Here is a 20,785-nt window from a genome sequence, read left to right as displayed (position 1 = left end):
TCCCGCTGCGCAGCAGCCGGGACGAAGACAAGACGAAGAACGATGAGAAGGGCGGAGGGATGCTCGTTTCACGACAATCGGGGTGCCGCGAAGCGGCGGGCCCCCGCTCTTGTCCTGAAACGAGCATCCCGGAGCCCGGCAGCGACGTGAAAACGAGAAGACATGACTGACGAAGAACGCCCCGACCCGACGGCCGGCCACAACCACGGCAACATCGACCAGGTCGACCTCCAGGTCGAGATGCAGCGGAGCTACCTCGACTACGCGATGAGCGTCATCGTCGGCCGCGCGCTTCCCGACGTGCGCGACGGGCTGAAGCCCGTGCACCGCCGCGTCATCTACGGCATGTACGACGGCGGCTATCGCCCCGACAAGAGCTTCAACAAGTGCGCGCGTGTCGTCGGCGAGGTGATGGGTCAGTACCACCCGCACGGTGACGGCGCGATCTACGACGCCCTGGTGCGCCTGGTCCAGCCGTGGTCGCTGCGGTATCCGCTGGCAGACGGGCAGGGCAACTTCGGCTCGCCGGGAAACCAGGGCGCCGCGGCTCCCCGGTACACCGAGACGAAGATGGCCCAGCTGGCCATGGAGATGGTCCGCGACATCGACGAGGAGACCGTCGACTTCGAGGACAACTACGACGGCAAGACGCAGGAGCCCGTCGTCCTGCCCGCCCGCTTCCCGAACCTCCTCGTGAACGGCTCGGTCGGCATCGCGGTCGGCATGGCCACCAACATCCCGCCGCACAATCTGCGCGAGGTCGCCGAGGGAGCGCTGTGGGCGCTCGAGCACCCGGATGCGCCCCGTGAGGAGCTGCTCGAGGCGCTCATGTCGCGGATTCACGGCCCGGACTTCCCGACTGGTGCCCAGATCCTGGGCACCAAGGGGATCCGCGAGGCCCAGCGCACGGGTCGCGGGTCGATCACGATGCGGTCGGTCGTCAACGTGGAGGAGATCCACGGGCGCACCTGCCTCGTCATCACGGAGCTCCCGTACCAGGTCAACCCCGACAACGTCGCGATCAAGATCCGTGACCTCGCCCGCGACGGCAAGATCACGGGCATCGCCGACATCCGCGACGAGACCAGCGACCGTACCGGCCAGCGACTGGTCATCGTGCTCAAGCGCGACGCGGTGGCCAAGGTCGTGCTCAACAACCTGTACAAGCACACCCAGCTACAGGAGAACTTCGGCGCGAACATGCTCGCGATCGTCGACGGCGTCCCGCGCACGCTCGCCCTCGACGGGTTCATCTCGTACTGGATCGAGCACCAGATCGAGGTCATCGTCCGGCGCACCGGATTCCGCCTGCGCAAGGCCGAGCGTCGCATGCACACTCTCGAGGGGTACCTGAAGGCCCTCGACGCGCTCGACGAGGTGATCGCGCTCATCCGCCGTTCGCCGACGGTCGAGGATGCGCGCGATGGCCTGATCGAGCTTCTCGCGGTCGACGAGGATCAGGCCAACGAGATCCTCGCGCTGCAGCTGCGCCGGCTCGCGGCCCTCGAGCGCCAGAAGATCATGGACGAAGCCGATGAGCTGCGTCTGCAGATCGAGGACTACAAGGACATCCTCGCCACGCCGCTGCGCCAGCGCGAGATCATCCGCGACGAGCTCACCGGGATCGTCGAGAAGTTCGGCGACGAGCGTCGCACCCACATCCTGCACGGCTTCGACGGCGACATGTCGATGGAGGATCTCATCCCCGAAGAGGAGATGGTGATCACCGTCACCCGCGACGGGTACATCAAGCGCACACGCAGCGACAACTACCGTTCGCAGCACCGCGGCGGCAAGGGCGTCAAGGGTGCTCAGCTGCGGGCCGACGATGTGGTCGAGCACTTCTTCGTGACCACGACGCACCACTGGCTGCTGTTCTTCACGACGAAGGGCCGTGTCTACCGCTCCAAGGCGTACGAGCTTCCCGAGGCCGGTCGCGACGCGAAGGGTCAGCACGTCGCGAACCTGCTGGCGCTGCAGCCGGGCGAGGAGATCGCGCAGATCCTCGACATCCGGGACTACTCGGCCGCCACGTACCTGGTCCTGGCGACGCGGGACGGGAAGATCAAGAAGACGGCCCTCTCGGATTACGACACCAACCGACAGGGCGGGATCATCGCGATCCGCCTTCGCGGTCAGGAGGAGGAAGAAGGCGACGAGGTCGTCAGCGCCCTGCTCGTCGACGAGACCGACGACATCCTTCTCATCTCGCGGCACGGGATGTCGCTCCGCTTCACGGCCAACGACGAGTCGCTGCGCCCGATGGGCCGCTCGACCGAGGGTGTGAAGGCGATGACCTTCCGCGAGGGCGACAGTCTGCTCTCCGCATCGGTCGTCGGCGAGAACGGGTACGTCTTCGTGGTGACCCAGGGCGGCTACGCGAAGCGCACCGCCGTGGACCAGTACCGCATCCAGGGACGCGGTGGACTGGGCATCAAGGTGGCCAAACTCAACGAGGATCGGGGCGATCTGGCGGGCGGTCTGATCGTCGGCGAGGACGACGAGGTCTTGGTGGTTCTTGCCAGCGGCAAGGTGGTACGCTCTGCCGTGGCCGAGGTCCCCGCCAAGGGACGCGACACCATGGGTGTCGTTTTCGCCCGCCCCGATGACGACGACCGCATCCTCGCGATCGCGCGGAACGGTGAGCGTGGGCTGACCGAAGCCGTGGCCGACGCTCCCGAAACCGACGCCGATGCGCAGACCGCCGCACCGGAGGGCGACGCCCCCGAGACCCCCGAGGAAAGTTCTGAAGCATGAGCACAGTAGCCGACAAGCTGGCGAAGAAGTCGTCGAGCAAAACCAGTGCGAAGCAGGTGCGCCTGCGCCTCGTCTACGTCGACTTCTGGTCGGCCGTGAAGCTGTCGTTCCTGGCGGCGGTGGCCCTGGCGATCGTGACGCTCGTGTCGGTCTTCCTCATCTACCTCGTGCTGCAGACCACGGGCCTCGTCGACAAGCTGGATGAGATCCTGCGGGCCCTGACGGACAACTCCTTCATCCTGGCCGAGGTCGTGAGCCTGCCGCAGGTGATGGCGTTCGCGGCGATCGTCGCGATCCTCAACCTGATCGTCGTCACCGTGCTGGGCGCGGTGGTCGCGGGGATCTACAACCTCATGGTCAAGGTCACCGGCGGCCTGCTCGTGGGGTTCACTTCGAACTGATTTCGGGATCGCCCGACGATCGGGTAAAGTCTTGGAGGTTGACGGCGCTGGCGCCGGTCTCCAGACGGGGCTATAGCTCAGGCGGTTAGAGCGCTTCACTGATAATGAAGAGGTCCCAGGTTCAAGTCCTGGTAGCCCCACTGCACTCCCTTCGGGGGCCTTAGCTCAGTTGGTAGAGCGCCTGCTTTGCAAGCAGGATGTCAGGAGTTCGAATCTCCTAGGCTCCACACTTCACAAGTCCCCTGGTCAGACGGAATTTTCCGCCATCAGACCGGGGGACTTTTCCGTTGCCAGGATGGCCGCTTGTGCCATCCCCGTGCCAGTAACGCTCCGAGTTGGGCTCCCTCCGAGCACGTCGAGGCCCTCCGCCAGCGCCGCGTCGCGCTCCTCCGCCGCGTGCTGATAGATGAGTGCCGCCCGCGCTGTGGAGTGCCCGGCGCGTGCCATGAGTTCGCGCGTCGTCGCTCCGTTCTGCGCCGCCATCGTGAGGCCCGCGTGGCGCACGTCGTGAGGGTGGAACTGTCCGAGCCCGACTCTCCGCGCCGCCCTCCTCCACGCCTGCCCGAGCGCGTGGTTCGTGATCGGCTCCCCATCAGCGCGCAGGAACATGGGTGCACGCGCGAACCCCTTCGACGCCGCCAGGTGCGCCTCGACCTCCGCGGCGATGCGCGGCGGCAACTTCACCCGGCGCACGTTCCCCGTCTTGGTCTTGGTCGTCACCGGCTTGCCGTTCACGAGCGTCGTCTGCCGTTCCACCTTCAGCACGCCGTCCGCGTAGTCGCCGCGCTGGAGCGCCACGAGTTCACCGAGGCGCAGGTGCGCGCCGAACATGACGCGGATGGGGAGCGCCCACTGCTCCGGCATCTCCTCCACGATCACGCCGAGCATGTCGGGCGTGAGGAGAGGCCGCTCCGGGTGCTTCACCGATCCCGCCCCGCCGATCTGGCACGGGTTCGAGCCGATCAGCCCGTCCTTCACGGCCGTGGCGAGGATGGACCGGAGGAGGGTGTAGCCCTGGCGGAGCCGGGATTCGCCGGTCTGTGCGACGGGTGCGGGCGGAGCCGGTAGGCCCCGTTTCTTCGCGGCGGCGATGGCACGGGCGTGGGATGCCGCGGCGCGCTTCCGCCCGGCGTCGGCCAACTCCTTCCGGCTCCGGGTGTACCAGGTGCGCACGTCGGAGGGGGTGATGGCGGAGAGTGCCCGGTCGTGGAACGGGAGGAGGAGCCCGGCCAGGAGGTCCTCGTTATTCGCCTTGGTCTTGGGGGCGAACTGTCCCCGCGTCCCACCGTTCGCGATCCACTCACGGGCGTAGTCACCGAAGGGGGTGAGTCCGGCGCGGTGGTCCCGGTAGACCTGCCGGGATCGGTCGGCGCGGACTCCGGCAATGTGGTCCTGCGCCTCGCGCTTCGTGGCGAATGTCGTCGGCGCGGTCATGGAGCCACGCCCGGACGTGTCGGGGTATCGCGCCTGCCATCTGCCGCTCGGCAACTTCCTGACGCTCCCGAACGCCTGCCTGTTCGTCTTCTGTTTTCGCTCGCTCATCTGCGACTCCTTCGTGGTGGTGTGGGTGTCAATGTATCACTAAGCAGGGTGACACTCTGTCACTATCCGCAGGTCAGACAAGAAATCCGTGCTCAAACAATACCGCCTAATGGCACGCAGATGATGTACATTCCTAAGCAATGGCAGGACGCCAGGAGGGCCGGAGCCACACACGCTCAGACGCCATCGCCACCAGGAAGGACCTGGGGACGCTCACACCGACGCGACCCCTAGGAGGTCCTCATGGCTACAGCCGAACTCGACAAGACCACCCAGCGAGCCTCGCTCCTGGCGGCACTCCGTACGTTCCCCGTGCCGACGATCAGCGTGCGACAGTTCGCGCTCCTCCGCGGCGTCTCCCTCCCCACGGCCTACGCGCTCATCAACAGCGGCGAGGTCGCGGTACAGAAGGACGGCCGCAAGGTTTCCGTCCTGGTCGCCCCGCTCCTGGAGGCGATGGGATTCTCACTCACGCCACCCACGGGCCTCTCCGGCGAAAGCCTGAATGAGGCGGCGGTGCACTCTGCGTATGCCCCGGCCATAGGGGAGCCCGGCATCGACTACGGCTTCGACCGGCTCTGAGGCGGCAACCCGATGGAATCGACACAGCACCCCACTGCGACGCCCAGCCCGTTCGCTCTCGCCTTCGCCCTCATCGAGCAACTCGAGGAGCGGCTGATCGAGTTCGCACGCGCCCGAGAGGGGGCGGACCGTCCGTGAGGATCACAGACCGGATGACGGAGGCCCTCACCGCGTGGGCTCTTCAGGTTGCCCCGCTCCCCTCGTCCCGCCAGGTGGGAGCCGACCGTGTTGGCCGTGTGCTCATCGCGCTCGTGACCTACGCGAACGCGGATGGCATCGCCTGGCCCTCGCACGCCACCCTCTCGCGCACGCTGGGCGGGATGAGCGTCCATGACGTGCGCAACGCTCTCGGCGTCCTCGCGGATGCGCGCCTGATCGTCCCCGCAGAGGAGGTCCGCGCGGGCCGAACGACGCGGTGGGTGTTCCCCGCCGCCCGCGCCTACCTCGCTGAGAACCTCGCGGGCATCCCCGCTAGGTCGGGTGAGTGGGCGCGCTCCAACCTCGTGGGCAACCTCGCGGGGAACCTCGCGGGGGACCTCGCGGGGGACCTCGCGGGCATCCCCGCGACGAGTAGAGAGGAGAAGAGAACAGACATAACTCATAACACCGCGTTGCCGCGCCGGAAGATGACGGACGCTCAGCGCAGAAACGTTCTCGATGCCCTCCAGGCGGTCGATGCACGATGCGACTCCATCGACGTGAGCGGGTATCGGGACGCAGAAGTCGCCCTACTCGATGGCCTCGCGCCACGAGAGCGAGAAGAGCGCATCCGCACATGGGCTGGCCTGCGCTCCCGAGCGCTCACCGACGCCGGAGACGACCTCGTGGAGGACGAACGACTGCACGCGCTCCTCACCGACCACGGCTTCGTATGGCGAGGCCCCTCCTGGCCCACCCGCATCCCAGGCACAACCACAGCCTGGACCGACCACCGAGAGGAGAGCGCATGAGCGCCCCAACCACCTTCCCCACCGACTTCCGTGTCACGAACGACATGCTCACCTGGGCGCGAGCGCGCGGCATGCGCCCCCGGAGCCGATGGATGGCGGAGCAGACCGAGCGGTTCATCGCCTACTTCTGCGATGGCCACGAGCGCTCCGACAACTGGCCCGCCGAATGGGCGGCGTGGATGTTCCGCGCTTGGGCCCAGCACTCCCACACGTTCAACGTTCGCGGCTACTGCGCTTGCGGTAGACGCATCACCCGAGAGGAGGCGTGATGAGCGCCAGGAAGCCCGACACCGCCGACCTTGCCGCCGAGTATCTCCTCGGAGACAAGCCTCGCCGCACGCCGACCGCGCGCCGCGCCGCGAAGGCGACCCGCATGCAGGAGGCCCTCACGATGCGTCTCGCTGGAGTCTCCATCCGCACCATCGCGACCCGTATGGGCGTCCACCCGAGCACCGTCTACGCGTGGGTGCGTGACGCCATCACCGGCATCCCAGCGGAGCAGGCGGACGAACTGCGACGCCTGGAACTGGAGCGCCTCGACGCACTCTTCTCCGCGGTCTGGCGAGACGCGCTCGCCGGAGACACGAAGGCCATCGACGTGTGCCTTCGCCTCATGACCCGCCGTGCCGCTCTCGTGAACCTCGACGCCTCGCACGCCGCTGGGCTCGACGCCGTGGAGAGCCTCCTGGACCGCCTCGTGCTCGGATCGGAGGGCTGACCGATGGTGTACACCCCGCCTCGCGAGCCCGCATCCCTCGCCCTCGCGCTTCAGCGACAGCGCGACACGAAGGACGCCTACCTGGCGACGATTCATACGCTCCCACCGCGTGAGCGCGAAGCAGTCCAGCGCTACGTGGCAGCGGTGCGAGATGAGGCCGCGGCCCGGCGCGCCCAGGCACGCGACGAGAGGGGAAGGCGATGACCGCGCCTACCTACGCCGCTGTGCACAAGCGGCTCACGCGCACGCGCGGTTCCGCCGTTGGCCGACGGTGCGAGCACCCGGACTGCGACCGGAGGGCCACCGGTTGGGCCCTCGTCGGGCATCCGACCCACATCGTGCTCGACCGGGGGAAGTCGAAGCGGCTCAGCACAGACCTCGACGCCTACGCCCCGACATGCACTCGGCACAACGCCCAGCGCGACCACGGCGGCACCTGGGCTCTGTGCCGCAACGGCCACGCGCGCATTGTCTGGGGCGCAGACGCGACCGGCTACTGCCGGGGATGCGCCCGTGATCGTAGCCGCCGAACCCACGCCAAGACCTCCACGCCGACCGGCGCGGACCACGCCCAGCAGGGCACCATCACCGAACAGAACGGAGGCCAGTCGTGACCGACACGGCCAGCAACATCTCTCTCGTCACCACCGCGCGCCGCGACCTCCTCGCGACCGCGCGCACCACGGACCCGCACCTGACGCTCGAAGGGCTCCGCGCCCGCCAGCGAGTCGAGGTCGAGGGCATCCGGGCGCGCCTCACCGCCGCCCTCCCCGCCGAGCCGACCACCCCCGACCGTCAGCCGGTGCTCGACGCGCTCGCGCCGAAGGGTGCCGACGACCTCGCGCTCCAGGCGCACCAGTGGTCGAAGGTGCGTGCGCTCCTCGACGCCGGGCAGGACCTCCCGACGATCATCGCGAGCGCCGACCGTGTGCGCCTCGCCGCCATCCTGGACAACCTGGAAACGATGCCGGAGGTCCTCCAGGACTCCCAGCCGGCCTCCGTGGTGGAGTTCGTGCAGGGCGCGGTCTGGGATCGACTCGTGGAGGTGGACGACGCGGCGGGAAAGGTCGCCGCCGCCGAGGTCGCCACGCTCCCGGCTCGCGCATGGCGCTCGATCCTGGAGGGCGTCGCCAACACGGGCGCGCTCCCGTGGGAGGGCCTCGTGCTCCTTCAGCAGGCCGACCCTGCCGCGTTCGACCTCCTGATGGACGGCGACGCGGAGGCTGTCCCCGGCCCGGCTGGCAACTCCATCGGACTCCTCATGGAGGCCTTGGAGCGCATCCCCGTGGTCGCCTGACACCCAGGACCACCGCTGAGGGGCGGGCCAGCGCATCCCGGCTAGTCCGCCCCTCGCGCGTCACACGAGGACGCGAACCCGAGGTCCCTTCACGCGGCCCTACTGGCACGGGGCTGGCACGAGCGGACACCGAGCCGGGCCCCGGAACCGGACTGAGCGCGCCTCACCGGCCGCCCTGGGCCGGAGGATCGGCCCGACCCGGTGTCGGCATCCGGAGCCGGACTGCCTACTTACGAAGCAGGATCACCGCCCCACCGGTCCCTGCCCCTCGTGTTCTGAGGAGCGCTCAGCGCCCGCCTAAGCGCTTCAGGGGCCGTCTGGGCCCCCCACCCCACCTCGACCCCATTCGTCGCTCTGTGCGAGTCTCACGGCCACCCAGCGTGCTTTCAGTCGGACATACCACCGAACGGTGACCGAGGCGAGCCGAGAGCGAGGAACAGGGCCTCCTCCGAGGACAGGGACTGCCCCTCGGCCGCGTGGTAGTGGAACGCACCCACCGAAGCGCCCGACCCGTAGCGGGACGACCACTCATCCGGCACGTAGTCCGGCACCGGCACCAGCGACGACATGCGCGCTTCGAGCACCGGCTGATACGCGTCGAGGCCCTCCACGAGTCCCTCCCCGATGTTCATGCCGTAGCCGAAGAACTCCCGCGAGGGCGAGTGGATGCCGAGCGCGATCTTGAACGGCTCGCGAATCCAGTCGGGGAGGAGGTTCAGGAAGAACGAGCCGATGGTCGAGGCGAGCGACTGGATGCCGTTGAGGAGGCCGTTGATGAGGTCGCGGCCGATGCTGTAGAGCCACGTGCCGACGCCCGTGAAGAACCCCTTGATCGCGTCGGGGATGCCCTCGAAGAACGACAGGATGCCCTCCCACGCCGACGAGATGGCGTCCCCGATGCTGTCCCACAGGCCGGAGAAGAACGAGGTCAGGCGCGACCAGATGACGGTCCACCGGGCGATGAAACTCGTGATGATGGAGACGGCCCACGCGACGATGCCGTTCCACACGTCCTCGAAGAACGAGCCGATGCCGGACCAGAGGCCGTTCCACCAGGAGCGGACGCCGTTGACGATGCTCATGAGCCAGGAGACGAACCCGGACCAGGTGTCGGTGATCCACCCGATGAAGCCCTCCCACACGGAGGTGATCCACTCCCCGATGGCCGCCCACGTCTCGTTCCACCAGCCCGCGAAGCCCTCCAGCACGCCAGTCACCCAGCCGATGAAACCGTCCCACACGTCGGACACCCACGCCACGACCGCATCCCAGTTCGCGATGAGGAGGACGAGCGCGGCGATCACGGCCGCGATGCCCAGGATGATCCACGTGATGGGGGACGCGAGGAGCGCGGAGTTCATCGCCCACTGTGCGACGGCGGCGATCCCGAGCGCGGCGGCCAGGACACCAAGCCCGAGGGCGACCGCCCCGACGAGCGTCGGGTTCTCCGCGAGCCACGCGGCGAGAGGCTCCAGAACGGGGAGCAGACCGCCCGCGACGGTCGTCATCAGGTACTCCAGGGAGCGCGTCACCTGCTCCCACGACGCCGCGACGTTGCCGCTCGCGGTGGCCGCCATCTCCTCCGTCGAGCCCTGCCAGTCCCCCAGACCACCCTCCATGTCGGAGAGGCCCTGAAGGAACGCCGGAATCTCGTTCGTGCCGAGGTCCTCCAGCGGGGTTCCGAAGAGAGCGAGCGCCGCCTGCGACTGCGCCACCGGGTCCTCGATCCCGAGGAGGCCGTCCACGATCCGCTGGAACGCCTCCGCTCCCTGGTCCCCTCCAGCGAGGAGCGATGCCGCCATGTCGTCGGCGGAGAGCCCGAGCGTGTCGTAGGCCGCGACCGACGACTTCGACATGTCGGTGGCCTTCAGCGTGAACTCCTTCAGCGCGTCACCGGTCTTGTCGATGCCATACATGCCCTTTTCCGAGGCGGCCACGAGCGCGCTCATCGCGTCCTCACCAGAGAGCCCCACCTGAGCGAAGAACGGGCCGTACTCATCCACGGCGTCGATGAGGTCCTCCCGTACAGCCGCGGGCACCTTCTGGAGGGACGCCGTGAGGAGGTCGAGGCCCTCATCAGCGGAGGACGCGAGGCCGGTGGAGAGCATCTGGCCCACCACCTGGGAGATACGATCCGCCTCCACCTCGAAGTTGTCCGACAGGGCCTGCACTCCACGGACGATCCCGCCGAGTTCCTCCACGGACGCGTCACGCATGCCCCGGATGCTGGAGATGACGCCTGCCGTGGTGGCCTGCATCTGTGGCACCGACTCCCCGAACCCGGCCACGTAGGCCTCGGCGGCGACCTGCCCAGCCCGCTTCGACTCCGCCTCCGTGAGCCCCAACTGGGACGCGATCTTGTCGTTCCCCGCATCGATGTTCACGGCGTTCACGAACGCGGCCGAGAACGCGGCACCCACAGCCAGCGCCGCCGTCGCACCCGCCGCCGCCATCCAGCCGGGCATCTTCGCCCCAGCCCCCTTCGCGCCCTCCTCGAACTTGCTCGTGTCGAGTTCCAGGTATCCGACGAGTGTGCCGATGTCCATAGCCATGCGGGGGTGCCGCCTCTCTCAGGTCAGGTCGGCGGCGCGCGTCCGCGCCAGCCGTGGCGCGGCACTCTACGGACCCGATGGCGACGCCACGCCGTGGCCCGGCCATGATGCAAGAGGCGTTATCGCCCCGTGATGTGCCCCCAGCGGGGAACAGTGCCCAGCATCACGTGTTCGGGCTCGAATCGCTCCCGGCCCTCGACGGGTGATCCGCGCTGAACGTCTGCCACGGTCCGTAGGTCGTACGAACGTGCGGATGTTCTCCGAACGCTGGCTCCTTGACGGCATCGCGAGAAACCCACGTGACCGCGGCACGGCCACGCTCGAAGCGGCGGACCTGTGAGTGTCCAGCGCCAGACGCGGGAACCTCGAAACGCCAGTACAGGCGGGAGAACGGCTCCAGCCGGGTCGGGATGCTCGGATCGCGGATGCCCTCCTCCGTGATGATGCCTTGCCAGTCCACATGCATCGCATACGGCTCGTCAGGGTCCGTGCTCCCGGCGACACGGAGCGGGCGCTGGGTGTCGTCCACGGCAGGGAACTCCCAGTACACGTCGATGATCTGCGTGCCCACGTCCCCCGTGTTGGTCACGGTGACCTCCAGCGTCCAGGTGTCGCGCTCCACGCGACCATCCGAGTGCTGTTCGTGCATCCGGCCCCACTCGCCGGTGACGACGAGACGCGGGCGTGCCCAGCGGTAGTGGCGAACAATCTGCCACCCGAGCGAGTAGCCGCCGATGATGAGGGCGAGCACGCTCACGATGGCCGCGGCGAGCGAGACGCCGAAGTTGAGCCCGTCGAACGACTCGGGCGGAACCGGGAGGGGAGTCATGCTGATAACCGTAGTGACGGAGTGTCACGACGCGGAGGCTGTCCAGCGTCGGTGCCCAGGCTCACACTGCTAATCTGCGAACGAGCCCCCACCAGAAGGACTGGAACGATGGACACGCTGACCACCCCTCTGTACTCACAGAGCGAGGTCGCGCGCATCCTCGGCAAGCCGCAATCGACCGTCGCCCGGTGGATGCACGGCTACACCACCGCCTCCGGCACGCACATGCCTCCGCTCATTGACGGTGTTCAGGAGGGCCGCGGCTATCACGTCCCCTTCTTGTCCCTCGCTGAGGCCTACGTCGTCGGCTTCCTGAAGGACCAGGGCCTCCGCACGCGCACGATCCGCGACTCCGTGGAGGCCGTGCGCCGTCGCTACGGCATGGAGTACGCCCTCGCCAGCCAACGGCTGAAGACCGATGGGGCCGACATCATGTGGGAGGAGATAGAGGGCGACGACTCCGCCGACCTCTCCGAAGTCGTGCACGGGCAAGGCGTCTTCCGCGCGGCGCTCGGTGACCGCCTCCGCACCATCACCTACGGACCCGCTTACGCGCACCGGCTCGCGATTCCGGTGGCTGACGACGTGCTCATGAACATAGACCCGCAACAGTCGTTCGGTCAGCCCACCCTTGCGGGCACTGGAGTGCGGGTGAGTGACGTGCTCGGACGCCTGAAAGCCGGGGAGCCGCCCGCGAGCATCGCCTACGACTACGACCTCCCGGAGCATACGGTGCAGGTGCTCCAACCGCTGGCCGCGTAGGGGCGATGTGACGGCCGGGTCGCATCGCTTCTTCATCGACAGAGGGATGGGGAGCAAGATCATCCCGGATGGTCTGCGCGAGCGTGGCTGGGAAGTCGTCACCATGAACGAGCGCTACGGTCAGCGCGTCGGTGAGGGCATGGCTGATCCCGACTGGATCACCGAGGCCACCGCGCAGGGAGAAGTGTGCCTGTGCAAGGACTCTCAGATCGCCAAGCGCCCCGCGGAGGCATCAGCGGTAAGGGTCGCCGGAGCGCGCGTGTTCGCCGTCAGCAACGCGAACATCTCTGGAGAGACGATGCTGTCCTGGCTCCTCCGGAACGAGGCGCGCATCTTGCGGCGCGCTGGCAAGCCTGGCCCGTACGTCTACGGCATCTACGAGGACGACGTGCGCCCCCTCAACCTGCGCGAGTAATGTCCCCGACCTGTCCGTGACGTGAACCCACACCGGCCATGATGCAAGAGCCAGGCATCACGAATCGGGGTGAGCCCTCTCGATAGGCTCGGCCCGTGATCCTCGTTCAAGCCAGCGACCCCTTCGCCTTGCCCGCGTTCGTCATCTCGATAGTCGCCGGAGCCATCGCGTTGTTCTCTCTCGCATGGAGCATCACTGCCTGGGCGTGGTCCGGGCCACGGGTGAAGGTGCGGGCGAACACGCATGCCACCGAGGACGAGCAGACGGTCTGGGCGTACATCTGGAACAAGGGACGCGCGCCCATCGAGATACACCATGTCGAAGTTCACCGAAGCGACGACATCCCTGGGGGCCTGATCCCCCTCATGGGAATCGAGGAGCCAGGCCTGCCGTACACACTCACGGGGGGAGCCGCGGTCGTGATGGAAGAGACGTTCCTCCGGCAGGGCACCTTCTATGGCGCTCGCTGGTACGAGGTCCGGGTGACGCTCGCGAACGGCAAGGTGAAACGCTCACGGACACGAAAGCGACGGTGAGGCTCTCCGCTTCGCGTCCGCGTGGCCCTCGGGCGGGCAGGGGCGTGGACGGTCGCGTGCTCGCCGCGTAGCGGCTGGCGGCAGTCTGCTCGTGGGGCCTTTCGTTCGTGCCAGAGTCGTGCCATTACGGGGTTGTTCGTGCCATATCTCGGTTAGTTCTGGTTGCACGAATGAGGGCCCGGCTCCGCATGATTCTGCGGGAATCCGGGCCCTCGGTGGAGGAGGTAGCCCTGCTTTGCAAGCAGGATGTCAGGAGTTCGAATCTCCTAGGCTCCACAATCTCCGTCTCGCTCTCCTCGCCCGTTCGTGCGGCCTCGCCCGCGTCGCTCACGTGGCGCATTCTGCGAGTTCCTCGAGCTCACAGGCGCAAGACGCGCCACCTGAGCAGCGGCTCAGAAGCCGCGACTACTTCTTCTTCTTGACGGTGCCCCAGCTGAAGGTCTTCGTCTTGGCCTTGTAGCCCTTCGCGGTGTAGGTCACCCGCACGCGCAAGGAGCAGCCGAGGTAGGACGCCGGGATGGTGAAGGAGCGTTTGGTTCCGCGCTTCTTGGTCTTGCCCTTCTTGACCGTCTCCCAGCGAGAGGAGGTCTTGACCTTCGCCTTCTTGCCGGCGGCGCTCAGTTTGGGGGCGGGGGCGGTCACCTTGGAGCCCACTCGACTCGATCCGGACCGCTTCCCGTAGGACGTGAAGAAGCTCGTGGGCATCTTCTTCGGTGCCGGGGTCGTGGGTCCCGTGTCGCCGCCGGTGACCACCGTGGCCATGAACCCGAGCCGCTTGTGACGGAACTGAGGGAAGATCGCCGCGAGGCTGCGTTCCGGGTAGAGGGCGGCCACCACCTCGCTGAGAACGTCGCGATAGTCGGTCGTCACCGCGAGATCCGCATCGGCGGTGTTTTCCAGGCCCGGCCACCGGCCGTAGTAGCCGCCCTTCACTCCCGCACCGACAACGAACATGACGTTGCCGTGTCCGTGGTCGAGGCCGCCGTTGCCGTTCTCTTTGACGCGGCGGCCGAACTCGGAGATCGTCACGAGCGTGACCTTCTTCTCCATGGCGCCGAGGTCGGCGAAGAAGGCGGCGAGTCCCTGGCCGAGCGGGTCGGCCATGTTCTTGAGGTTCCCGTTCGACAGGTTGCCCACCCACTGGTGGTGGTCCCACGACCCCTGATCGATCGTGATGACCTCGGCGCCGAGGTCTGCCCTGATGACCTTGGCCGCGCCCTGCAGCGCATCGCCGAGGCTGCCTTTAGGGTAGGTCACCGAACCCCCGCTCGCGGCACGGGCCGGGCCGTAGGCTTGCGCGACGGCGAGCGCCCGACCTCCGCCTCGCGCCACCGGAGCGGGCGCATTCGTCCACAGGCTCGAGAGCGCCTTCTCCCATCGCGCGGCTTCGCTGCCGCCGGGCCCGACGAGCTTGAGCTTGTCCAGGCTCGCCGCCGAGACGGCGGGCGCCGGGCCGGCGAGCTGAGTGGCGAGCACCGTCTCTCCGAGTTGCAGCGCCGTGCTGTCCGAGGCCCCGCCCCCGCGCAGCGAGATGAGGCGATTGAGCCAGCCCACCCGCGCCTGCGACCCCGGGTCGGCGTCCTCGACCTCCTCCATCGCCGCGAAGTGCGACCGCGTCGTGACCTGCTGCCCGGTCGCGTGGATCGCCGCGACACGACCCGCCTTCCACAGCGGCATGATCGGTGCGAACGACGGGTGCAGTCCGAACTGCGCGTCCGCCGCCAGCAGCTTGTCCTTCGGTACGGCGATGTTCGGGCGCGCGGCGTAGTAGACGCGGTCGGCGTGCGGAACGACGAGGGAGAGCCCGTCGGCGGCGCCGCGGAGCGACAGCACCACCAGCACGCGGTCCGCCTTCTTGCCTCCCGCCGCGTAGGAGGTCTCCACGAACGCATCGCCGAACACCGAGGCCATGACGAGACCGACGCCGATGCCGAGGGCCGAGCGGACGGCGGTGCGCCGCGACACGCTGGCGGCGAAGTCGTCGCAGCCGGCGTCCAGGGGGTCGGCGGCGAGACCGGGCGGGGAGGATTCGAGCACGGCGCCGTTCCTATCGGAGGTAGAAGAGCGGTTGATTGAGGACGAGGGCGAGCACCCACGGCATCTGCCACCGGACGATGGAGTGCTGAGTGGTCACGACCGTGCCGGGGGCGAGCTGCGTCGCGGTGCAGATCGCGCGGAGGAGGCTCTCCGTGGATGCCACCCCGGTCAGCTGACGTGAGAGGTGGTCCACGAACTCCGCCAGCGTCAGCTGCGCCTTCGGCAGGCGTGCTGCCGGGGGCACGTGGGTCGTGTCCTTCGTCGGCCACCAGCCGCCCGAGAGCGTCCAATGCGCATCCCACGAGGCGAGGAAGCGGGACGGCGTGTTCCAGGCGTCGTTGTCCAGCGGCGGGCCGTCGGGGCGCGGATGCGACCAGGGGGACGCGCCGATGCCCCCCGCCATGTAGTGCGCATGGAGTGCTCCGGTGTCCCGAGATGTCGGCTTGCCGAACGACACGCCCAGCGCGCGGTTCATCGAGACCAGTTCGTCCGTGGGCGTCTTCACCTTCGCCCCCGCGGAGGCCCAGAACTCGTCGTGGTCGAACAGCGCGCGCAGTACGGGCACGATGCGGGTGCCGTTTCGGAGGTAGACGGTGGCCAGGTGATCGACGAGCTGCGTCGACGGGCTGTCGCTCACGAAGCGCCGCGCCAGCTTCCGCGCAACCCGCTGCGCGGTGGACGGATGCCGGGCGAGGTAGGACAGGTACTGCCGCACGGCCGGGCGGCCGTCGGCGTTCGCGTTGGCGTGGGAGAAGCCCATCACCTTCACCGGCTGGGTGTCGTGCCACGTCGGATCGTAGAACGACTCCCACGTCGTCCACATGTCCACGCGATAGCCGGTGAGGAGCCGGGCCGACGCCTTGACGTCGTTCTCGCTGTAGCCGGCGCCCTTGCCCACGGTGTGGAGCTCGAGGAGCTCCCGCCCGAGGTTCTCGTTGACGGATCTCTTGGTCGAGCGCGCGTTGTCGAGTGAGCATCCCATCGCCGGATGGACGGTGGCGGCCTGCAGCAGTTCCTCGAAGCTCGTCAGCGCGAGCTCGCGCAGGCGATGTCCGAACGAGATACGGAACGGGAACACTCCGTCGTCATGGATGGGGATATAGAAGTGGTCCTCCCAGAACTCCGTCATGAGTTCGAGCACCTGACGATTCGACTCTTGACGTCTCACGAGGGCATAGGAGGCGTAGGCCGCCATCGCGTGCCACCCCTCTTCTTCGCGGCTGCGATCGCGGGCGACGATCTCATCGGGCGTCGAGGTGATGCAGCGCCACCAGGAGTCGAGGGTCGCGACCTTCGGTGACTCGGTGATGTCCTGCGGGGTGAGCTGGGCCTCGAGCCAGTCGCGGGGTCCTCCCGCCTCGCGCACGGCGACGAGGGCAGCGGGCTGGAACCCGTACGTCCACCGCCGGATGACGTGCAGTTCCGCCTTCGTGGCTACGGGTGTCGCCGGGTAGGCAACCGGCGCATAGTTGTCGGCGGCCTGAGCGCTCGGGGCGTCGAGCAGGGGCGCTGCGACGGCGGCAACGGAGGCCGTCGCGATGCCACCGAGGAAGCTCCGGCGGTGGACGAGGGGCGGGGGCGGCGGAGGAGCGGTCGCCGATTCGCCCGCGGGGGGGACGCGGGGATTCATGCGCGAAGCATAGCGTTCCCTGCGCGACAGCCCCATCTTCTTGTCGCCCGCAGGGTGGGTGGGGCTAGAGAGGGAGCTCGTAGTGGAGGAAGCCGGTGCGGTGGGCGACGCGGTCGTAGAGTGCCCGCGCGGTCGTGTTGGTCTCGGCCGTGAGCCAGTACACCTTCTCTGCTCCCGCCGCGCTCGCCCACGCGCGCACGTGATCGATCAGCGCTCGTCCCACGCCTCCCGCGCGCGCGTCGGGTGAGACGAAGAGGTCTTCGAGGTAGCAGTAGCCCTGCGTGCTCCAGGTGCTCGGATGGACGAGCCAGTGCACGAGGCCGACGGCTCGTCCCTCCGCGTCGCGGGCGATCGCCCCGTGCAGGTCGCCCGTCCCATCGACGAGGCGCCGGAACGTGGCGTCGGTCACCTGCGGATCGAGGTCCTCCTCGTAGAAGGTGAGGTATGCGTCCCACAGCACTTGCCAGTCGTCACGATCGGATGCGGTGAGAGGGAGGATGCTCGTCATGCCGCCACGCTAGCAATCGCCGTGCAGTGCCGCGTCGTCTAGGGTGACGGGATGGACCTCCGCGTCGCCGCGTACGCCGTCATCACCGACGGTGACGGACGGGTTCTGCTCGCCCACTGGAACCAGGGGCACCGCTCGGCCTGGACGCTGCCGGGCGGAGGACTGGAGGCCGGCGAGGACCCGGAGAGCGCTGCGCGCCGGGAGGTGCTCGAAGAGACGGGGTACCGCGTCGAGCTCGACGGGCTCCTCGGGATCGACTCGCGCGTCATCCCGGTACGGGAGCGGATTCAGGCCGGACGCGATCGGCCCCTGCACGCACTCCGCATCATCTATCGGGCACACGTCGTGGGCGGGCGACTCCGCAACGAGATCGACGGTTCCACCGACCGCGCCGAGTGGTTCCCGCTCGACGCGATCACGGCGCTGCAGCATGTGAAGCTGATCGACGTCGGACTGCACCTGGCCGGTCTGACGGCCTGAGCTCACTCCCCGGCGAGGGGCTGTGAGATGTCGGCGACGGTGGCCCCATAGGCGGCGATGAGCTCGTCGGCGTCGACGAAGAGGCTGTAGCCGTGAGCGCCGGCTCCCATTGCGATCCGCTGGCCCACGATCGCCTCGTCGGCGAACACCGGCCAGTCAGTCGTGCTTCCGATCGGCACGATCGTGCCGCGCTCGTACCCCGTCGCCTGCAGCGCGCGCTGCGGATCGGGAAGCTGAAGTTTGTTCACGCCCACGACGGCACGCAGCTTCGGCCACGAAATCGCCCGATCCCCCGGGATGAGCGCGAAGAGGTACGTGTCGTCGGCGCGCTTGACCACGAGGGTCTTCACGATGCTCGCGGGGGCGATCCCGAGGAGGGCAGCGGCTTCCTCGAGACTGCGGGCGGCCGGTCGTTCGCGAAGCTCGATCTCGAGCCCGCGAACGGCGGCCGCGTCGCGGACGCGCTTCGTCTCGTCGCCCCGCTGTTCGCTCAACGACCGACCTCACTCCCGCAACGTCTCGCCCGGACCAAGGGCGGGGGCTCAAGCGTCAGGCGCGCGCAGCGGGTCGTCCGCCACCCACAGCTCGTCGTCGGCACGCAGTGTCTGCCAGGCGGCGTAGACGACGCCCGCAGCGGCGGCGATGCCGAAGATGATCGCCAGCACACCGCCGGCGCCCATCTTCTTCTTCGCGGGAGGCGCGGTGACGGTCAGACGCTTGGTGGCGTTCTTGCCGTACTTCTGTGCCTTCTTCTGCAGCTTGTCGACGTCGATCGCCCCGAAGCCGCGGCCCGAGGAGAGGGCATCGCGCTTCTCGTTCGCCGCATCCCACACCGACAGGGCCGAGCCGATCACGGCACCGGCGGCCGGGGCGAGGCGCTCGTTATAGACCTTGGCGGAGGTGCGCAGACCACGGGAGACGACCGGGGCGGCGTACTTCTCGTAGCCGTGCTGAACGGTCGGAACGACCTGCTCGCGGCTGTAGTTGCCGAGCTGACGTCCGGCTTCACGCGCGACGTCGCCGGCCTGGCCCAGCAGGACCTGCTGCGACTCCCACAGGGTGTTGGCGTCCTTCTGCAGCTTGCGGAGTTGCTTCTTGCGCTTGCGGCTGAGGCTCACGGAGCCCTCCCTCGTCTGGGTCTCGTCTGGGTGCGTCAATGAACGGTTGTCCATACGAACTGATATCCCGTATTCCTTATCTTGCCAGACCACCAGCGACACGCCAGGGGTTGACAGGTGGGAGAATGGTGAGCATGCCCATCCACACCGCAGTCGCGACGATCCACACCAACCACGGCGACATCGTCGTCAATCTCTTCGGAGACCACGCACCGCGGACCGTGAAGAACTTCACCGGTCTCGCCGACGGCACGCAGGAGTGGACCCACCCCGCCACGGGCAAGCCCGGTGAGGGACCGCTGTACACCGACGTCGTCTTCCACCGCATCATCCCGAACTTCATGATCCAGGGCGGCGACCCGCTCGGTCAGGGCGTCGGCGGCCCCGGCTACACGTTCAACGACGAGATCCACCCCGAGCTCACCTTCGGCTCCCCGTACCTGCTCGCCATGGCCAACGCCGGTCTTCGCCGCAACGCCATCACCGGCCAGGCGGAGGGCACGAACGGCTCGCAGTTCTTCATCACGACCGATCCCACTCCGTGGCTCAACGGCAAGCACACGATCTTCGGCGAGGTCGCCGACGATGCGTCGCGTGCCGTGGTCGACGCCATCTCCGCCGTGCCCACCGGCCCCGGAGACCGTCCCGTCGAGCCGGTCGTGATCTCCTCGATCGACGTCGTCGCGGCCTGACCCGCCGCAGCCGCGCTCCGTTCGCGTGACAAACGCCGACCTCCGGGCCAACCCCGACAACTTCTGCTATCGGCACCCCGACCGGCAGAGCTTCGTGCTGTGCCAGCGCTGCACCCGCACGATCTGCCCCGAGTGCCAGACGCAGATGCCCGTCGGGGTCATCTGCCCGGAGTGTCTGCGCGAGCAGCAGAAGAACGTCAAGGCCACGCGACCCTCGCGCGGCACACGTGCGGTGAGGGCGATGCGTAGGTCCGACGGGACGCCCGTCGTCACCTACGCGATCGTCGCCCTCACCTCACTCCTCTACCTCGTCAGCCTGATCCCCCGGGTCGGCGGCCAGATCGAGTGGTGGCTCGCGTTCAACAGTGTGTTCGTGCTGCCCGGACCCAACCTGCAGCCGTGGCGCCTGCTGACGGTGACGCTCGTGCACGCGAGCATCTGGCACGTCGCGTTGAACATGCTCGCGCTGTGGGCGCTCGGCCGCAGCCTCGAACCCCTCCTCGGACGGTGGCGGTTCACCGCGCTGTATCTCCTGAGCGCCCTCGGCGGCTCGGTCCTCGTCGCTCTCCTAGCCCCCGGAACGTGGGTGGTCGGGGCATCCGGCGCGGTCTGGGGTCTCCTGGGTGCGATGTTCGTCATCGGTCGTCACCTCGGCGCGAACGTCACGGCGATCGCGGTGCTTCTGGGACTGAACCTCGTAATCACCTTCCTGCCCGGATCGAACATCTCGTGGCAGGCGCACATCGGTGGGGGCCTCGTCGGCGCCCTCGTCGGCGTGATCTTCGCGCGCACGCGCGCGATCCGTCAGCAGCGCACGCAGAAGCTGCTGCTGGGTGCGACCGGAGTCGGTCTGCTGGCGCTTCTCGCCATCCCCGCTCTGCTCTACATCTGACCGAGTCCGAACGAGATCCGACCGAGTCCGAACGAGGTTATCCACAGTTTCATCCACAGATGGGGATGAATTACACCGGTGTCATTC

The 20,785-nt window shown here is 68.1% G+C and carries 24 protein-coding genes and 3 tRNA genes; 19 read left to right on the top strand and 8 right to left on the bottom strand.

Features of this window, described 5'->3' with window-relative positions:
• The first annotated feature begins 162 nt into the window (after positions 1-162).
• The 4 genes from gyrA to QM591_RS15185 all read left to right on the top strand — a co-directional run bounded on the left by gyrA (position 163) and on the right by QM591_RS15185 (position 3,385).
• Positions 163-2,757, top strand: a complete 2,595-nt coding sequence (gyrA, locus tag QM591_RS15200; protein WP_415133559.1) for a DNA gyrase subunit A — start codon at positions 163-165, stop codon at positions 2,755-2,757.
• Positions 2,754-3,158 (top strand): DUF3566 domain-containing protein, encoded by a 405-nt coding sequence (locus QM591_RS15195; protein WP_415133557.1) that lies wholly within the window; start codon positions 2,754-2,756, stop codon positions 3,156-3,158. The genes gyrA and QM591_RS15195 overlap by 4 nt, the downstream gene beginning before the upstream one ends.
• 66 nt (positions 3,159-3,224) lie before the next feature.
• Positions 3,225-3,298, top strand: a tRNA-Ile gene (locus QM591_RS15190).
• Positions 3,299-3,312: 14 nt separating this feature from the next.
• Positions 3,313-3,385 (top strand) — tRNA-Ala (locus tag QM591_RS15185).
• 19 nt (positions 3,386-3,404) lie between these two features.
• On the opposite strand, the gene xerC is transcribed toward QM591_RS15185, so the two are convergent.
• Positions 3,405-4,592 carry a site-specific integrase gene (gene xerC, locus QM591_RS15180; protein ID WP_415133555.1) on the bottom strand — a complete coding sequence of 396 codons (1,188 nt, stop codon included), beginning with the start codon at positions 4,590-4,592 and terminating at the stop codon, positions 3,405-3,407.
• Between xerC and QM591_RS15175 the strand changes: the two genes are divergently transcribed.
• From QM591_RS15175 to QM591_RS15140, 8 genes are all read left to right on the top strand, one after another.
• Positions 4,591-4,743 (top strand): hypothetical protein, encoded by a 153-nt coding sequence (locus QM591_RS15175; protein ID WP_415133553.1) that lies wholly within the window; start codon positions 4,591-4,593, stop codon positions 4,741-4,743. The two genes, xerC and QM591_RS15175, sit on opposite strands and share 2 nt — an antisense overlap.
• A 200-nt stretch (positions 4,744-4,943) precedes the next feature.
• Positions 4,944-5,282: a hypothetical protein gene (locus QM591_RS15170; RefSeq protein ID WP_415133551.1), complete on the top strand. Its 339-nt coding sequence runs from the start codon at positions 4,944-4,946 to the stop codon at positions 5,280-5,282.
• A 12-nt stretch (positions 5,283-5,294) separates the two neighbouring features.
• Positions 5,295-5,420, top strand: coding sequence for a hypothetical protein (locus QM591_RS15165; RefSeq protein ID WP_415133549.1), 126 nt, complete (start codon positions 5,295-5,297; stop codon positions 5,418-5,420).
• A 14-nt stretch (positions 5,421-5,434) separates the two neighbouring features.
• Positions 5,435-6,232: a hypothetical protein gene (locus QM591_RS15160; RefSeq protein ID WP_415133547.1), complete on the top strand. Its 798-nt coding sequence runs from the start codon at positions 5,435-5,437 to the stop codon at positions 6,230-6,232.
• The gene (locus QM591_RS15155) at positions 6,229-6,501 is read left to right on the top strand and encodes a hypothetical protein (RefSeq protein ID WP_415133545.1); all 273 of its coding nucleotides are present in this window, start codon (positions 6,229-6,231) and stop codon (positions 6,499-6,501) included. The genes QM591_RS15160 and QM591_RS15155 overlap by 4 nt, the downstream gene beginning before the upstream one ends.
• Positions 6,501-6,950 carry a helix-turn-helix domain-containing protein gene (locus QM591_RS15150; RefSeq protein WP_415133543.1) on the top strand — a complete coding sequence of 150 codons (450 nt, stop codon included), beginning with the start codon at positions 6,501-6,503 and terminating at the stop codon, positions 6,948-6,950. Before QM591_RS15155 ends, QM591_RS15150 begins: the two co-directional genes overlap by 1 nt.
• Positions 6,951-7,150: 200 nt before the next feature.
• Positions 7,151-7,564 (top strand): hypothetical protein, encoded by a 414-nt coding sequence (locus tag QM591_RS15145; RefSeq protein ID WP_415133541.1) that lies wholly within the window; start codon positions 7,151-7,153, stop codon positions 7,562-7,564.
• A complete protein-coding gene (locus tag QM591_RS15140; RefSeq protein ID WP_415133539.1) occupies positions 7,561-8,247 on the top strand; it encodes a hypothetical protein in 687 nt (228 codons plus the stop codon). Before QM591_RS15145 ends, QM591_RS15140 begins: the two co-directional genes overlap by 4 nt.
• 386 nt (positions 8,248-8,633) lie before the next feature.
• Here the strand turns inward: QM591_RS15140 and QM591_RS15135 are convergent, their stop codons facing one another.
• Both QM591_RS15135 and QM591_RS15130 read right to left on the bottom strand, forming a co-directional pair.
• Positions 8,634-10,799 (bottom strand): phage tail tape measure protein, encoded by a 2,166-nt coding sequence (locus QM591_RS15135; RefSeq protein WP_415133537.1) that lies wholly within the window; start codon positions 10,797-10,799, stop codon positions 8,634-8,636.
• A 163-nt stretch (positions 10,800-10,962) separates the two neighbouring features.
• Positions 10,963-11,628, bottom strand: a complete 666-nt coding sequence (locus QM591_RS15130; protein WP_415133535.1) for a hypothetical protein — start codon at positions 11,626-11,628, stop codon at positions 10,963-10,965.
• A gap of 108 nt (positions 11,629-11,736) precedes the next feature.
• Between QM591_RS15130 and QM591_RS15125 the strand changes: the two genes are divergently transcribed.
• From QM591_RS15125 to QM591_RS15110, 4 genes are all read left to right on the top strand, one after another.
• On the top strand, positions 11,737-12,390 hold the full coding sequence (locus tag QM591_RS15125) for a DUF433 domain-containing protein (RefSeq protein ID WP_415133533.1): 654 nt from the start codon (positions 11,737-11,739) through the stop codon (positions 12,388-12,390).
• A gap of 7 nt (positions 12,391-12,397) precedes the next feature.
• Positions 12,398-12,805 carry a hypothetical protein gene (locus tag QM591_RS15120; RefSeq protein WP_415133531.1) on the top strand — a complete coding sequence of 136 codons (408 nt, stop codon included), beginning with the start codon at positions 12,398-12,400 and terminating at the stop codon, positions 12,803-12,805.
• Positions 12,806-12,900: 95 nt separating this feature from the next.
• A complete protein-coding gene (locus QM591_RS15115) occupies positions 12,901-13,341 on the top strand; it encodes a hypothetical protein (protein ID WP_415133529.1) in 441 nt (146 codons plus the stop codon).
• Positions 13,342-13,547: 206 nt separating this feature from the next.
• Positions 13,548-13,617, top strand: a tRNA-Ala gene (locus tag QM591_RS15110).
• Positions 13,618-13,746: 129 nt separating this feature from the next.
• Here QM591_RS15110 and QM591_RS15105 read toward each other — a convergent pair.
• From QM591_RS15105 to QM591_RS15095, 3 genes are all read right to left on the bottom strand, one after another.
• A complete protein-coding gene (locus QM591_RS15105) occupies positions 13,747-15,378 on the bottom strand; it encodes a DUF1501 domain-containing protein (protein ID WP_415133527.1) in 1,632 nt (543 codons plus the stop codon).
• 10 nt (positions 15,379-15,388) lie between these two features.
• Positions 15,389-17,008: a DUF1800 domain-containing protein gene (locus QM591_RS15100; RefSeq protein ID WP_415133525.1), complete on the bottom strand. Its 1,620-nt coding sequence runs from the start codon at positions 17,006-17,008 to the stop codon at positions 15,389-15,391.
• A 64-nt stretch (positions 17,009-17,072) separates the two neighbouring features.
• Positions 17,073-17,516, bottom strand: coding sequence for a GNAT family N-acetyltransferase (locus tag QM591_RS15095; protein WP_415133523.1), 444 nt, complete (start codon positions 17,514-17,516; stop codon positions 17,073-17,075).
• Between the two features lie 51 nt (positions 17,517-17,567).
• On the opposite strand from QM591_RS15095, the gene QM591_RS15090 reads away from it, so the two are divergent.
• Positions 17,568-17,996, top strand: a complete 429-nt coding sequence (locus tag QM591_RS15090; protein ID WP_415133521.1) for an NUDIX hydrolase — start codon at positions 17,568-17,570, stop codon at positions 17,994-17,996.
• A 2-nt stretch (positions 17,997-17,998) separates the two neighbouring features.
• Here QM591_RS15090 and QM591_RS15085 read toward each other — a convergent pair whose 3' ends face one another.
• Together QM591_RS15085 and QM591_RS15080 are read right to left on the bottom strand one after the other, a co-directional pair.
• Entirely contained in the window at positions 17,999-18,424 is a 426-nt protein-coding gene (locus QM591_RS15085) for an aminoacyl-tRNA deacylase (protein WP_415133632.1), read from the bottom strand.
• A gap of 114 nt (positions 18,425-18,538) precedes the next feature.
• Complete coding sequence (locus QM591_RS15080; protein ID WP_415133519.1) at positions 18,539-19,114, bottom strand: DNA helicase; 576 nt, start codon at positions 19,112-19,114, stop codon at positions 18,539-18,541.
• A 134-nt stretch (positions 19,115-19,248) separates the two neighbouring features.
• Between QM591_RS15080 and QM591_RS15075 the strand changes: the two genes are divergently transcribed.
• Positions 19,249-19,806 (top strand): peptidylprolyl isomerase, encoded by a 558-nt coding sequence (locus tag QM591_RS15075; protein WP_415133517.1) that lies wholly within the window; start codon positions 19,249-19,251, stop codon positions 19,804-19,806.
• Between the two features lie 25 nt (positions 19,807-19,831).
• Positions 19,832-20,698: a rhomboid family intramembrane serine protease gene (locus QM591_RS15070; protein WP_415133515.1), complete on the top strand. Its 867-nt coding sequence runs from the start codon at positions 19,832-19,834 to the stop codon at positions 20,696-20,698.
• Positions 20,699-20,785: the final 87 nt, after the last annotated feature.

The organism is Microbacterium sp. (genome assembly GCF_047607225.1).
GTDB lineage: Bacteria > Actinomycetota > Actinomycetes > Actinomycetales > Microbacteriaceae > Microbacterium.
Note: the sequence above shows the minus strand (reverse complement) of the source record. Positions and strands in the feature narration are given on the sequence as shown.